The 13381-nt window shown below is 39.8% G+C and carries 14 protein-coding genes and 2 pseudogenes; 4 read left to right on the forward strand and 12 right to left on the reverse strand.

The window, feature by feature from the left end; genetic code table 11:
• Positions 1-37 precede the first annotated feature (37 nt).
• From arfA to J2Z32_RS00690, 4 genes are all read right to left on the reverse strand, one after another.
• Positions 38-1546 carry an arabinosylfuranosidase ArfA gene (gene arfA, locus J2Z32_RS00675; protein WP_210087223.1) on the reverse strand — a complete coding sequence of 503 codons (1509 nt, stop codon included), beginning with the start codon at positions 1544-1546 and terminating at the stop codon, positions 38-40.
• Positions 1547-1875: 329 nt separating this feature from the next.
• Positions 1876-2808 (reverse strand): alpha/beta hydrolase, encoded by a 933-nt coding sequence (locus J2Z32_RS00680; protein WP_210087224.1) that lies wholly within the window; start codon positions 2806-2808, stop codon positions 1876-1878.
• 222 nt (positions 2809-3030) lie between these two features.
• Positions 3031-3303 (reverse strand): Rossmann-fold NAD(P)-binding domain-containing protein, encoded by a 273-nt coding sequence (locus J2Z32_RS00685; protein ID WP_210087225.1) that lies wholly within the window; start codon positions 3301-3303, stop codon positions 3031-3033.
• Positions 3304-4146 carry a helix-turn-helix transcriptional regulator gene (locus tag J2Z32_RS00690; RefSeq protein WP_210087226.1) on the reverse strand — a complete coding sequence of 281 codons (843 nt, stop codon included), beginning with the start codon at positions 4144-4146 and terminating at the stop codon, positions 3304-3306.
• A 128-nt stretch (positions 4147-4274) separates the two neighbouring features.
• Here J2Z32_RS00690 and fabF point away from each other — a divergent pair, with 128 nt between their 5' ends.
• Both fabF and udk read left to right on the forward strand, forming a co-directional pair.
• Positions 4275-5513, forward strand: a complete 1239-nt coding sequence (gene fabF, locus J2Z32_RS00695; protein WP_210087227.1) for a beta-ketoacyl-ACP synthase II — start codon at positions 4275-4277, stop codon at positions 5511-5513.
• Positions 5514-5732: 219 nt separating this feature from the next.
• Positions 5733-6371, forward strand: coding sequence for a uridine kinase (gene udk / locus J2Z32_RS00700; protein ID WP_210087228.1), 639 nt, complete (start codon positions 5733-5735; stop codon positions 6369-6371).
• An 80-nt stretch (positions 6372-6451) separates the two neighbouring features.
• Here udk and J2Z32_RS22670 read toward each other — a convergent pair whose 3' ends face one another.
• The 4 genes and pseudogenes from J2Z32_RS22670 to J2Z32_RS22620 form a co-directional block, all read right to left on the reverse strand.
• Positions 6452-6655, reverse strand: coding sequence for an Ig-like domain-containing protein (locus J2Z32_RS22670; protein WP_210087229.1), 204 nt, complete (start codon positions 6653-6655; stop codon positions 6452-6454).
• The gene (locus J2Z32_RS22460; protein ID WP_210087530.1) at positions 6652-6936 is read right to left on the reverse strand and encodes an Ig-like domain-containing protein; all 285 of its coding nucleotides are present in this window, start codon (positions 6934-6936) and stop codon (positions 6652-6654) included. The genes J2Z32_RS22670 and J2Z32_RS22460 overlap by 4 nt, the downstream gene beginning before the upstream one ends.
• A 626-nt stretch (positions 6937-7562) precedes the next feature.
• Positions 7563-7961 carry a hypothetical protein gene (locus J2Z32_RS22615; protein WP_342453905.1) on the reverse strand — a complete coding sequence of 133 codons (399 nt, stop codon included), beginning with the start codon at positions 7959-7961 and terminating at the stop codon, positions 7563-7565.
• A 120-nt stretch (positions 7962-8081) separates the two neighbouring features.
• Positions 8082-8737, reverse strand: a pseudogene (locus J2Z32_RS22620) (hypothetical protein); the annotation flags it as partial.
• A gap of 992 nt (positions 8738-9729) precedes the next feature.
• On the opposite strand from J2Z32_RS22620, the gene J2Z32_RS00720 reads away from it, so the two are divergent.
• Positions 9730-10278 carry a glutathione peroxidase gene (locus J2Z32_RS00720; RefSeq protein ID WP_210087230.1) on the forward strand — a complete coding sequence of 183 codons (549 nt, stop codon included), beginning with the start codon at positions 9730-9732 and terminating at the stop codon, positions 10276-10278.
• A 94-nt stretch (positions 10279-10372) separates the two neighbouring features.
• Here J2Z32_RS00720 and J2Z32_RS22220 read toward each other — a convergent pair whose 3' ends face one another.
• From J2Z32_RS22220 to J2Z32_RS00735, 4 genes and pseudogenes are all read right to left on the reverse strand, one after another.
• Positions 10373-10579, reverse strand: a complete 207-nt coding sequence (locus J2Z32_RS22220; RefSeq protein WP_245251014.1) for a hypothetical protein — start codon at positions 10577-10579, stop codon at positions 10373-10375.
• A 26-nt stretch (positions 10580-10605) separates the two neighbouring features.
• The gene (locus tag J2Z32_RS22225) at positions 10606-10875 is read right to left on the reverse strand and encodes a cyclase family protein (protein WP_342453893.1); all 270 of its coding nucleotides are present in this window, start codon (positions 10873-10875) and stop codon (positions 10606-10608) included.
• A gap of 154 nt (positions 10876-11029) precedes the next feature.
• The gene (locus tag J2Z32_RS00730; protein WP_210087231.1) at positions 11030-11422 is read right to left on the reverse strand and encodes a hypothetical protein; all 393 of its coding nucleotides are present in this window, start codon (positions 11420-11422) and stop codon (positions 11030-11032) included.
• Between the two features lie 409 nt (positions 11423-11831).
• Positions 11832-12792, reverse strand: a pseudogene (locus tag J2Z32_RS00735) (IS256 family transposase); the annotation flags it as partial.
• 313 nt (positions 12793-13105) lie between these two features.
• On the opposite strand from J2Z32_RS00735, the gene J2Z32_RS00740 reads away from it, so the two are divergent.
• Positions 13106-13318 carry a tyrosine-type recombinase/integrase gene (locus tag J2Z32_RS00740; RefSeq protein WP_342453900.1) on the forward strand — a complete coding sequence of 71 codons (213 nt, stop codon included), beginning with the start codon at positions 13106-13108 and terminating at the stop codon, positions 13316-13318.
• The last annotated feature ends 63 nt before the right edge of the window (positions 13319-13381 follow it).

Here is a 13381-nt window from a genome sequence, read left to right on the forward strand (position 1 = left end):
ATGTGTTAGACCACACCTAGCCTTTGAACCCATTATCTTATTTTAGTTTCAAACGAATGACGTTCCAAGATGCTTTTGCAAGATTTGCATTCACGATGCTATCGGAAACTGTCGCATTGCCGTTGCGATGTGGAGCTACTCTGTTTGGTGTAGCAGAGGTATTATAAGCCTTTAAATCATCACTTTCTAATACAATATGCTCCAGCAACGTAAAGCCTTCAAAGCTACGAAGATCAACCTCTAGTGGTAAAGCTTCCTCCAAATGACGGTTTACTGCAAATACAGTCACTTCGCCTTTTTCCTCGTTATGCACAGCAATACTTTCTAAATAAGGAACGTCTGTAATTTCCTTTGTATCGTATTTTGGTGATTGAATAAGCGGCACTAGTGCAGTACCACGTCCATAAATGGAGGCATGCATAAACGGATAAAAAATAGTTTGTCGCCAAGCTGCACCACCATTTTCGGTCATAATTGGAGCAATAACATTGACAAGCTGTGCTAAGCAAGCCACCTTCACACGGTTCGCATGCTTCAACAAGCTAATTAACATACACCCTACCACTAAAGCATCCTCATGGTTATATACGTCTTCTAGTTGTGGTGGAGCGATTTGCCATGGATCTAGCTTTTGATCATTTTCGTTAGAGTGGAACCATACATTCCATTCATCAAAGGAAAGGAACATCGTCTTTTTGCTACGTTTTTTTGCTTTAATATAATCACAAGTCGCATTTACAGTATCAATAAAACGATCCATTTCAATAGAGCGAGCTAAGAAAGTAGGGGTATCCTGATCATGATTGCCGTAATATTGATGTAAGGATAAGTAATCCACATGGTCATACGTATGATCTAAGACCGTTGCTTCCCATTCAGGGAAAGAAGGCATACCAATGTTCGAGCTTCCGCAAGCAACTAGCTCAATACTTGGATCCGTCCACTTCATAACTTTAGCGGCTTCTAAAGCAACTCTTCCATACTCTACTGCATTTTTATGTCCAATTTGCCACGGTCCATCCATTTCATTCCCAAGACACCATGTTTTTATATTATGTGGCTCTTTATAACCATGCTTCACACGTAAATCACTATAATAAGAACCACTTGGATGATTGCTATACTCCACGATATTGCGAGCAGCATCAACCCCACGCGTTCCTAAGTTTACTGCCATCATCACTTCGGAATTCGCTTGCTTACTCCAGTCCACGAACTCATTAAAACCAAATTCGTTGGTCTCAATGGTACGCCATGCTAATTCCAACCGACGTTTACGCTCAGCGACTGGGCCTACTGAATCCTCCCAATTGTAACCGGATACAAAATTTCCCCCTGGATAACGCACAATTGGCACTTGGAGTTCTTTTACAAGCTCCAACACATCCTTACGAAAACCGGCTTCATTTGCCTCAGGATGTCCTGGTTCATAAATACCACCATACACCGCACGTCCCAAATGCTCAATAAAGGAGCCATATAAACGTTTATCTACTTCGCCAATTGTAAAATGTTTATCTACAGTCATTTTTGCTTTTGCTACCATAATGTCCAACTCCCTGAATTAATAATATTGTTAATTCTATAAGATTGAATTAATGATTACATTTATATTAAAAGACATTATAGCGAAAAATGCAAGGCGTTTTTTCGTTAGCTACAAATATTAATCTGGGACATATTTTCGAGACATTTTGGGATATATCGGGGAGCTAATTAGACTCAATATAAAAAAAGAACCTTCAACCCAACTCGCAGCATGGGTTAAAGATTCCATCTAACTAACTTTTCAGATAGCATGTCATTATACAAATACGATAAATTCGTAAATCTATACTTGTTTTCTAATCTTCTTATACTTCTTTAACACTTCTACTATGCTTGTTCATGCTGAAACGGTGGTCTATTAAAGTTAGGACGATGTAGATGTGCAGATAAAAACCGCTCAGTAATTTCAAGCACCTGAGGGTTCCACACCCCTGTTCCATGATCTGCCCCAATTACCTTGTAAAATAAAGCCTTTTGACCATGTTCTTTCAGTGCCTTATACATCTCAATGCTTTGGTTAACATGAACAATCGAATCGCTATCACCATGAATAATGAGAAATGGCGGGAGCAGCTTATCTAAGTTTTGATGAATTGGGCTAGCTTGCTTCGCTAATTCAATATTGTCCTTTACTCGCCCACCAATCAACAATCCTTCTGGTGAATCAGGCGCGTCATGATCAAGAATATTGTTATACTTGCCTAATGTGAGCAAATCAGTAACCCCATAATAATCAATAACTGCACTAACCTCATCACTTTGTTCGCCATGAATTCCGTTATTGTATTGCCCTATCGTGAGTCCTGTCATCAGAGAGAGATGTCCACCTGAGGAATCACCCCAAACTGCAACACGATTTGGATCAACTCCATATTGGGCCGCATGTTTACGCATATAACGGATTGCACATTTTACATCCTCTAGTGGAGCAGGGAAACGCGCAATATCCGTATCTCTAATTTCAACGCTAGCCACAACATAACCTTTTGCCGCAATCTGACAAAGATTTGGGATGCTTGCATTCAGATCTTGTTTTCTCCAAGCGGAGCCCTGAATAAAAACAACGAGAGGAAATTTATATCCAAACCGCTGTGGAACTATAATTTGTAGTCTTCTTTCCAAATCACCATATTTAGCATAAACTACGTTTGGCCTAAAGGAACAGGAATAATAAGCGCCTCCCTCAGGAAAGTCACCGTAAAGTAGCTGAGTCCCCTCTGGTGTCTCATTGGCTGCAATCATCGCTGCCTTTTCATCCATATTGAACACTCCTTCTTAAAAAGTAATTCCTATACCAATATAACCCAATCTGTTTTTGATCGGAGTTAGGTTTGTTACATTTTCTAGGAAACTATTAATTTTAGTTCCATACCATTAATATATGAAAACTAATTCATAGAGGTCATGGATAGATTATCGAAGGGAAACAACTATTTTAAGAGATTTGGGAGTTGGACGTTGGGAATTGAGTATTATACTTGTTTAAATTTGTTCAACTAAAGCAACTTCGCCAAACTGTTCACTAAGTAGTAACTCTATCAGTTTTGTAGCAGTATATTCAGGAGTTTGTAGTAATCCATCCTGCTCCAGCTTAATAAATTGATCCACATAAGCAAATTGGTCTTTATTGGTGGAACGAATTTCTGCTTGCAGTGCCGTATTAATCATGCCTGGATACACAGCTGTTACTTTGACGGGATTAGGGACAAGCTGATCCCCTTTTAATTTAATTCGAATTTGTGCTGTTCTTAACAATTATTTATAACCCATCAATTTTTGTAGCTTATTTTTGGTAGTTGAATCAGCGGCAGGAGTATAAATACTACAACGTAAATCCGAATCTCCTTGAACCTGTAATGAGGTTAAATTAAATAACATCTTACCTGCTTTTGCATGGCGAAATTCTATCACCACCTCTGGTGCTGATTTTACTTCACTTTGCTGCCAAAGATGATCAAAATCAGGATGAGCTAGCTTCATTTCTGCAATAAATTGATCGTACCATTTATCCTCCATATATTGACCATAATAAGCACGAAAGATAGCAAGGAATCCTTTTATAAAATGATCCCAGTTGACCGCTAACCGTTGAAGCTCTTTGCGTGTAAATAACAAAGAAATCATATTACGTTCCTCTATAGGAACTTGTTCAAAATCCAAAAATACATGTGCTGCTGCCTCATTCCAGCCAACAATATAATAACGTCTATCTGTGATGATCGTTGGGCAAAATCGCAGCTCATCCATAATTACTTTTAAAGAGGGGCTAATTTCACTTTGTTCTTCCTTTAACGATAAGGCGCCTAAACCTGATTCAAGTGCTAATGCATATACATATTTACGTTCATCGGCAGTTAGCTGTAGCGCATTTGAGATACACTCCAATACGGACGCAGACATTCTAATATCTCTTCCTTGTTCAAGCCATGTGTACCAAGTCGTACTTACACCCGCCAATTGAGCAACCTCTTCTCTTCGTAGGCCCGGCGTCCTTCTACGACTGCCGGGTGTAATTCCAATAGATTCTGGAGAAATTTTTGCCCTTTTAGACTTTAAAAAGGCAGACAACGTCTGAAGTCTAGTGTCATCATGATCCATCTTATTATTCACCCTTTTATTACATTAGTATAGTACAAATTATACTATGATAAACTCTCACTTGTAATAGGATAAAAAATAGGACAAAATTGCTTTAACTTTACTTCGTATAAAGGAGGAGAATTGGAATGGAAAGAGTTGTTATTACGGGTATGGGTGTGATTTCCCCGCTTGGAAATACCGTCACAAGCTTTTGGAATTCATTAATACGAGGGGAATCAGGCATTTCCCAGATAGATACATTTGATGTTTCAGGTCATAAAACAAAAATAGCGGGTTTGGTTCGAGATTTTGATGCAGATGAGCTATTTGGGCGTAAGGAAGCGAGACGCATGGATCGCTTTTGTCAATTCGCTTTGGCGGCTGCCGATCAGGCTTGGGAAGACTCAGGTCTTTCTCTGGAGAAGGTTAATCACGAACGAATGGGTGTGTATGTAGGTTCTGGTACTGGAGGGATTCAGACGCTTGTTGATCAGACAACAATTATTCGAGAGCGTGGTCCTCAGCGGGTAAGCCCCACTTTAGTTCCTATGATGATTTCTAATATGGCAGCATCTCTCATTAGTATCAAATATGGCGTAACAGGGCCAACGTTATCTCCTGTAACAGCATGTTCAATCGGAAATACATCGATAGGCGAAGCTTTTCGAAACATCTCCTTAGGACTGAATGACATCATTTTTACAGGAGGGACTGAGGCTGCGATTACTGAAATATCCTTAGCGAGTTTTGGAAATGCAACAGCTTTGTCAACCAGAAACGATCATCCTACCCAAGCTAGCCGTCCGTTTGATGCTATAAGAGATGGATTCGTTATGGCTGAAGGTGCGGGGATCTTAATTCTAGAATCACTTACACATGCATTGCACAGAAATGCTAAAATTTACGCTGAAGTTATTGGCTATGGGGCAAGTTCAGATGCCTATCATATTGTCGCAACACATCCTGAAGGGAAAGGTGCATACACAGCGATGAAATTGGCAATTCAAGAAGCCAACATAGGTCTTCATGAAGTCGATGTTATTAGTGCGCACGCTACTAGCACAGAAATTGGGGATAAATCAGAAACTTTAGCTATTAAAAGGTTGTTTGGTAAATATGCCTATGAAATCCCAGTTACCGCAAATAAGTCTATGACTGGGCATTTATTAGGAGCATCTAGTGCAGTAGAAGCTATCGCTTTGGTTAAAACCCTTCAGCAAAATATTGTTCCGCCTACAATAAATCAGGAGCACACGGACCCTGAATGCGATTTGGACTACGTCCCAAATAAAGCACGTGAAGCCACATTAAATGTGGGACTATCTAATTCCTTTGGGTTTGGGGGCCACAATGCAGTTATTGTACTTAAAGCCTTCAGAAATTAACGAACACAACAAACATCTCGTTTGAGCTGTTGTTTTAAATGTAACATGCCACTGAATAAAAGCTCCCGTAGGGGGCTTTTGCGCTTTCTCATGGCACTTTTAATATAATTTATTACGTTGTAAATTAAATTTTGATTTTTAGCCATATATAATAAAGAAATTTAGCTCATTTTATGCTACAATACTAAAATTGTACAAGTTTTAGGGGGAGAACGTAATATGCTCATTATTGGCATCGCTGGGGGCACTGGCTCTGGTAAAACAACCGTAGCACGAACGGTCATCGATCGTCTTGGGTCCGATAAAGTTACATTTATATCGCAAGATAACTACTATAAAGATCACAGTCATCTTAGTTTTGAAGAACGAGGCTTAATTAATTATGATCATCCATTTGCTTTCGACAATGACTTACTCATTCAACACCTAACTATGCTCAAAGAAGGACAAGCTGTTCAGGGGCCTTGTTATGATTTCTCACACCATGCACGTTCTACTACAAAAACCGAGGAATTATTGCCCAACAATATTATCATCCTTGAAGGTTTACTTGTTCTTGCAGATGAAAATCTTCGCAATTTACTGGATATTAAGGTTTTTGTAGACACAGACCCTGATGTTCGAATTCTTCGCCGCGTTTTGCGCGATATCGAAGAACGAGAACGTACAATTCAATCTGTTTATAATCAATATTTATCCACTGTTAAGCCAATGCATGAAGCTTTTATTGAGCCTTCTAAAAAATTCGCTGATGTCATTATTCCTGAAGGCGGGCATAATGAGGTTGGGATTGAGTTGCTATCTGTTTTAACTGAAAAATATTTGTCGGGGCATAATAGTTGGGGTGGAATTAACTAATTAGCCTTAACAAAATTAAAGAGGCTGTCGAATAAGCATCGACAGCCAATACACTATTTTATATGTTGCAGTACATTTCTCTATTCTCGCACTCTTACATATATTTGACCCACTACACTTCCTTGCTCATCTTTAGCGTTTATAATTGTTAATCCTTCACTAATTGCTTTGACTTTCCCCTTATTCGATATTGTTGCTACATTTTGATCCAATGATGTCCACTCTACAACTTTTGTAAATGTATAATTATCTATGGTAAGTCTGCTGGTTTGACCTATTCTCAATCGATTGCCAGTCTATAGTCACTTGCATCCTCTACAACTAACACATCAATATATTCTGTTGTACCATCTGCATAAGTAACACTAATCCTTGCATCAGCCTTTGTGATAGCATTCACTAATCCATTTACATCTACACCTGCAACCTCTGAATTCGAGGATGTCCACTGACCATTTGTATTTTCAGAAAGATCACTATCAATACTTAATTGTAATTGTTCAGAAACCTCTAGAACTACTTTTAGTTGACTTTCTGGAACCTTCGAAATAGGAATTAAGCTTATGTTTCTAAAGTATGGCTAAGAACGAGTGTGAATACCTGAGCGATAAACTAAGGATGATAGCTTAATTTTTAAACGCTTTTTTCTTCCCAGTTGGCTCATTTGCAGAATAACAAGAAGCATGAAGAAACGACAAAGATCGTCTAAAGGGCGTAGACCCATTTTAAGAGCAGAGTCGAACTCCAACTCCTTGATAGGTGTGACGAAGGAATGTAAGGGCATAGACCCGTAGAGACATGAGAGAGCAAACCTCAAGGATGATCTTGGAGCATGCAAATAAAGGAATAGATTGGGAAATATCTTATTTCCTTTATTTCACCCCGACCATGTTAAACTTTTCGGGTCGGTGTTTCTCCTTCATTTGCGAATCTAACAAATGATATTCTGCGAATGAGCGAGCTAGCGTAAGAAAAATGAAATATAAGGAGGGAGACACTCTTCAGAATCTCTCTGTCTCTTCGCTAACTTGGGTTAGCGGTCAAGAACTAATTTCAAGATTGAGCCTTTTTAAACGTTTTTAAACTTAGTAACTAATTGTTCATTAAATAAATACGTTGTTTTCAATTACAGGATTCCATCTTGAATAGAAAGGAAAATATCTTTCTATTCAAGATGGGACTGATAACTGCTTAGATTTGAGTATTTACATAGACTGAATAAACTGCGCTTTGCGTAATATTAGGATTCGCAAATAATGAAAGTGCATCATCACGGGTTAAAGGAAGACCAGGAATATTACTGGTCCATGCAATGGTAGCGGGAGCCAACGTATAGGCAGCATTATTTGAAACTAGCACATTGGTTGTGAATACTCCTTCTCCATCACTAGGTTTGCTTGAGAACACAATCGTCCCCGTTATCGAAGCTGTTGTTACAATTGTTATTGTTGCAATAACATCACCAGCAGCTGGAGAAACCGCATTATTAAACACATTTTTGCATATTTGATATAAATATGTGCCTGCGACCAAATTATTTACATTAATAGAACCTGATAAACCTGCAACTGTCCCGACTGTTCCAGCCACTACATAGGGTATAACATTAGATACTGCTCCAGGAGAACCAGCAATACGTTGGAATCCCGCATTGGTTCCACCAAACAAAATTACTTTAGTTGATGTTGTTGGCGTTGCTCCAGTTGCCCCCGTGGCTCCTGTCGCTCCGACTGCCCCAGCATCTCCCGTTGCCCCCGTCGCTCCTGTCGCTCCAACTGCCCCAGCATCTCCCGTTGCCCCCGTCGCTCCTGTCGCTCCGACTGCCCCAGCATCTCCTGTTGGCCCCGTGACTCCTGTCGCTCCGACTGCTCCAGCATCTCCTGTTGCCCCCGTCGCTCCTGTCGCTCCGACTGCTCAGCATCTCCTGTTGCCCCCGTCGCTCCTGTCGCTCCGACTGCTCCAGCATCCCCTGTTGCCCCCGTGGCTCCTGTCGCTCCGACTGCTCCAGCATCTCCTGTTGGCCCCGTGGCTCCGACTGCTCCAGCATCTCCCGTTGCCCCTGTGGCTCCTGTCGCTCCGATTGCTCCAGCATCTCCTGTTGGCCCCGTCGCTCCTGTCGCTCCGACAGTTGCTCCCGTTGCTCCTGTGGCTCCGACCGCTCCTGCATTTCCTGTTGCTCCTGTTGCCCCCGTCGCTCCTGTCGCTCCGACTGCTCCTGCATTTCCTGTTGCTCCCGTTGCTCCTGTCGCTCCTGTGGCTCCGACTGCTCCAGCATTTCCAGCTGGTCCCGTTGGTCCCGTCGCCCCTATGGCTCCAACTGCTCCTGCACTTCCAGCTGGCCCAGTGACCCCTGTGGTACCCGTTATTCCAAGCGTTCTAGCAAAAACTGTCGGTCCCGTGTCACCTGTTACACCTTGTGGACCAATATTATATTTAGGCGTTCGATACTTAACACGGATAATTTTACGAATAACTAAGCAACGCTTTTTATTTTTCTTTAGACAATGACCTGAACTTCTTTTCTTATTTCTCCTTCTTTTTCTACACTTTTTCTCATCATGATTATTCAATTTTCTTTATTGCACCTCCTTAACGTATTTTTGGGAACGATATTAAGATACGATTGTATAATATGCTCTTTTAAGGGGGTAAGTGATAATAATACACATTACAGAGAGTATGATAAAAAGTGCAAATGAAACAGTACAACTTCTCTTTGGTAATTTGCTGAATTTTAACTTTGGAGAGAATGAAGAGGGGCAGTTATTTTGCATAAGGTGTGATTTTTTTGTTTAAAAAAACCGATGTACATTTACGGGACTGACCCCCGTTTTTGATACAGGGATTAAAACACCTTATTAAATTAAAAAGCCAGTTGTCGATATTCAATCGGTGACTGGTTATTTAGTTTCGCTTAATACAGATTGCGTTATAGTAATAGATGTACTCTTTTACCATTTGTACAACGATTCAAGGTAGAACGTTTCAGCCAATCTTAATTCAACTGCTTTCAATTTAATTTCAAGTGGGTAGCTTACTCTTGTTGCCATTACAAAAACACCTCGAAAGTTGTCCTCTACATCTTACGATGTTTTGGAATCTTTTGAAGGTGTTTTGATTTGTCTCACGTTATGGGGTCAGTCCCATTTTGATTCCACTTTTTTCTGTCATTTTAAAGATTAGAACAAGAGATTTTATCCTCTCGCTAAATATCTCCTTAAATTACGTTCTAGCCATCCAAAGTCTTAGGGATTTTACTCCTTGCCAAGCTTTAAGAGACACCCTGGTTCGTATATAATAGATACTATAATACAAAGCTTGCCCAACTAACTTTCACATGCGAGGTGCACACATTATTATGGCAACCATCTACGATTTTACAGTGACAAAACCCAGCGGGGAGCGTTTTCCACTTTTTCAATTGGAAGGCAAACCTGTCCTCATCGTCAACACGGCAAGCAAATGCAAATATACCCATCAGTTTGACGACCTACAAAAGCTATATGATCGTTACAAAGATCAAGGGCTCCAAGTTATCGGATTTCCTTGCAACCAGTTTGCAAAGCAGGAACCTGGAAGCAGTGAAGAAGCGGCAGCCTTTTGCCAACTCAATTACGGCGTCAAATTCCCGATGTTTGCCAAACTCGATGTAAACGGTAATGAAGCACATCCGTTATTTGATTTTCTGAAGCAGACTGGTCCCTTTTCCGGTTTTGATGAATCCGATGTACAAGCCAAGCTGCTCAAGCTGATGATTTCCGAAAACACGCCAGAATGGCTGCATGGCAATGCGATTAAATGGAACTTCACCAAATTCCTTATTGATACAGAAGGGCACGTTGTCCAGCGCTTTGAGCCAATCGCTTCCATGGATGATATCCAGTCAGGTATCGAAGCACTTCTATAAATGTAAACAGCAGCGGTCCTCCGATAATATGTCGGAAGGTGGCTGCTGTTTTTTGCGCATGTAGACTCATATCAACCCATATCCAATTCAAGACCTATTCATCTATTTCAACGATGATATTAACGATGGATGCATCGTGATTTTTGATGCGAAGTGGCGCAGTGAAGGCAGATATAAGCTTTTTCCCAATCAAGGGAGCTGGATTGATATCCTCGTATATTAGCATGGTTGGTTCTTCGTATTTTTCATGATCCAAAAATGCATGATGGACAAAATATCCGTTGCTTTTGGCTTCAGTCAAATTTTCAATGCATAACGTATCGATCGCTACTGCTTTGCATTTTGGAAGTTTTTACGGATGAATTCTGCAGCCTCTGGTGATACAGCTGGAAAATGATTAGAATATTTTTCAAAATCACTCTCTCGATATTTCCAATAACCGGTATTGAATATCAACAAATCAGCTTCATGTAGATCTGTATATTCCAGCAGTTTATAAACAGTAATAAAACCGTTTGGACCAAGTGGACAATCAATTAATAAAGGCTTTTTGTATATAAAATCCTCAATTGGAACAGCATCGATCCCAGATTCCACCTCGCGATGGACACCCTTGCCTTAGACTATGGCTACAACTGCCTTCACCATTCGGGACCTGAACCCTAGGAGATAGCGCCCATACTGGGCGCACTAGAAGAAGCATCTAGCCTACAATTGTAGGTTGGATGCTTCTTTTGATATAAGTCATATATTAATATTCAACGCTAAATGTTCCTGATGATGTAGAAGATACTACTACAAATTTATGATAACCGTATAATTTAACTGATTTACTTTTTGAACCTTTTACTGTGCCTATTTTTGTGTGTTCCTTACCTTTTATATAACTAATATCAAAACTAGCGTTCTCATCATCAGCATTCACTTTAATTGTAACGTTACCATTACAATATATATCCTCAGTTTGGTTGTTAATTTTTTCAGAGTGTGCGCCTAGTAGTGAAAAATCTTTATTGATTTCTTGTATTTCATTTACTACAGATGTATTGTTAATTACTTCCTTCGCAAATATTGCTTGAGTAGGCATTAAAAGCAGTGCCATTGAAGTAAGTGTAGCAAGTACAGATTTTTGGAATTTTTTCATAGTTAACAGCTCCTTTTAATTTTTAGAGTGAATACGAATCATTTTGATATTTATATTTATTTATATATCACCACCTTTTAAAAAAAAGGTATTTATTCCTATTAATAGGATAACACAATTTTAATAGAAATAAATACCTTTATAGTATTTTTTATGAATGTTACGAAAATTTATTTTCGGAAGATTAATTTAAGATGACAAGTTCATTTGAATCTAGAAGACTTTTGGAAAACAAATTTTAATAACTCTATTAAAAGTAGAGTTAATGAAATATTAGTTTTAACAAAAAAAAACGGTCTAGAGGCAGCGTCAAGAATTATGTGTAAATGAAAATAACCTTAACTTGTAGAAGATGTTGCTAGGTGGTGGTAGTGAACATAGCTGCAAGTTCAGCTCGAGCCCGATCGAATTTAGGAAAACCATAAAAGGTAAAAAGATAGGGATTCTCTTGTAAGGATTTCACTACTTTTGGATAGCTTGCTTTCCATTTGGTACTATTCTTCGAGCGCTTTTCTGCCTTGTGCTTCGTATTCTGCGCGTTAGACAGCCTTAAAATCTTCACAAATGTCAGCTCGGTCACTCACCCTCACTTTATGTGCAAGATGACGTGCTACTTGTACGAAACAAGCTTGGTATTTCTAATTTGGATACACTTTGTGGATGGCAGAAGCCATCCCCTGTAAACCATCTGAAATAAAGAGCAGCACCTCTTGGGTTCCTCGAGCTTTCATATCTTGAAGAATTTCATTCCACACATAGGCGGATTCATTGGGTGTAATGCCATAGTTAATGACTTCCTTCGAACCATCTTCACGAATGCCCACAGCAACATACACGGCTTCTTTGGCTACCGTTTCTCGTTTCACAGGCACATAGATGGCATCCATATATACACAAACGTAACGGGGAGACAGCGGTCTTTTCATGAAGGCATCCACATGCTCTGTCATGACACGCGTCATATTGGATACGGTTTGTGGAGTGTAGTGATGACCGTACATTTTTTCAATTAAATCTGCAATCTCGGTCATGGTGACACCCACTTGGAACATGTGGATCACAAAGGATTCCAGTGCGTCATTGGAACGTTTGTAAGGAACCACCGCCTGCTGCTTGAATTCTCCGTTGCGGTCTCGGGGCATGTTTAGCTTTAAGTCCCCACACTCCGTGTGAAGTGTACGCACATAGGCTCCATTTCTGGAATTGCCAGAGTTTATGCCTGCTCGGTCGTATTTTTCATAGTCAAAGAAGCCTGTCAGTTCTGTTTCCAGCAAGTGACTCATGGCGGATTCCAGATGTGAACGGAACACCTCCGTCACATCCTGTTTACTGACTAGTGCTTCGACCAATTCTATTTTAAAATGATTCATAGGGAAGACCTCTCTTTGAATTGTTAGTCTGGTAACTTCAATTCTACAAGAAAAGTTCTTCCTTTTTTCATTGGTTTCTATTTACACATAATATTTTACGCTCTCACCATCTTCAATAAGAGATATCGCAATTGAGGAAGAGATTTTGATCACATAAAAAACCTATTGACTATACAAAAAATCGAGAAAGAAAAACGTCCTGATACTTTTCACGATAAAGGATTTGTCTTCGCAAAAACTGGCGAGTTTGCTGGTTTTCCAGAAGTCATAAAAATGGTTGAACTAGAATAAAGAGGCTCTTGAGATTATCAGGATTGAATCAGATTTAACACCTCACAGTCTTCGACACACTCATACTTCTCTTCTAGCAGAAGCTGGAGTTAGCTTGGAGCAAATAATGCAACGTCTAGGATATTCAGATGATAAAGTAACCAAGAAAATATACCTACACATGACAAAACCACAAAGAAAAGAGGCTTCTCAAAAGTTCAGCGAACTAATGAAAGCCTCTAAAAAATCAGATTAAAGTTAACAAAATGTTAACAGCGGAACTAATAACACGCCTAAACCCTTGATGTAAAAAGGGTTT

The sequence above is a fragment of the Paenibacillus turicensis genome (assembly GCF_017873435.1).
Lineage (GTDB): Bacteria > Bacillota > Bacilli > Paenibacillales > Paenibacillaceae > Fontibacillus > Fontibacillus turicensis.

Excerpts from the sequence above, each read along its gene's own strand:
- arfA (WP_210087223.1), bottom strand. The coding sequence starts at position 1,546 with ATGGTAGCAAAAGCAAAAATGACTGTAGATAAACATTTTACAATTGGC.
- J2Z32_RS00680 (WP_210087224.1), bottom strand. The coding sequence starts at position 2,808 with ATGGATGAAAAGGCAGCGATGATTGCAGCCAATGAGACACCAGAGGGG.
- J2Z32_RS00690 (WP_210087226.1), bottom strand. The coding sequence starts at position 4,146 with ATGGATCATGATGACACTAGACTTCAGACGTTGTCTGCCTTTTTAAAG.
- fabF (WP_210087227.1), top strand. The coding sequence starts at position 4,275 with ATGGAAAGAGTTGTTATTACGGGTATGGGTGTGATTTCCCCGCTTGGA.
- udk (WP_210087228.1), top strand. The coding sequence starts at position 5,733 with ATGCTCATTATTGGCATCGCTGGGGGCACTGGCTCTGGTAAAACAACC.
- J2Z32_RS00720 (WP_210087230.1), top strand. The coding sequence starts at position 9,730 with ATGGCAACCATCTACGATTTTACAGTGACAAAACCCAGCGGGGAGCGT.
- J2Z32_RS00730 (WP_210087231.1), bottom strand. The coding sequence starts at position 11,422 with ATGAAAAAATTCCAAAAATCTGTACTTGCTACACTTACTTCAATGGCA.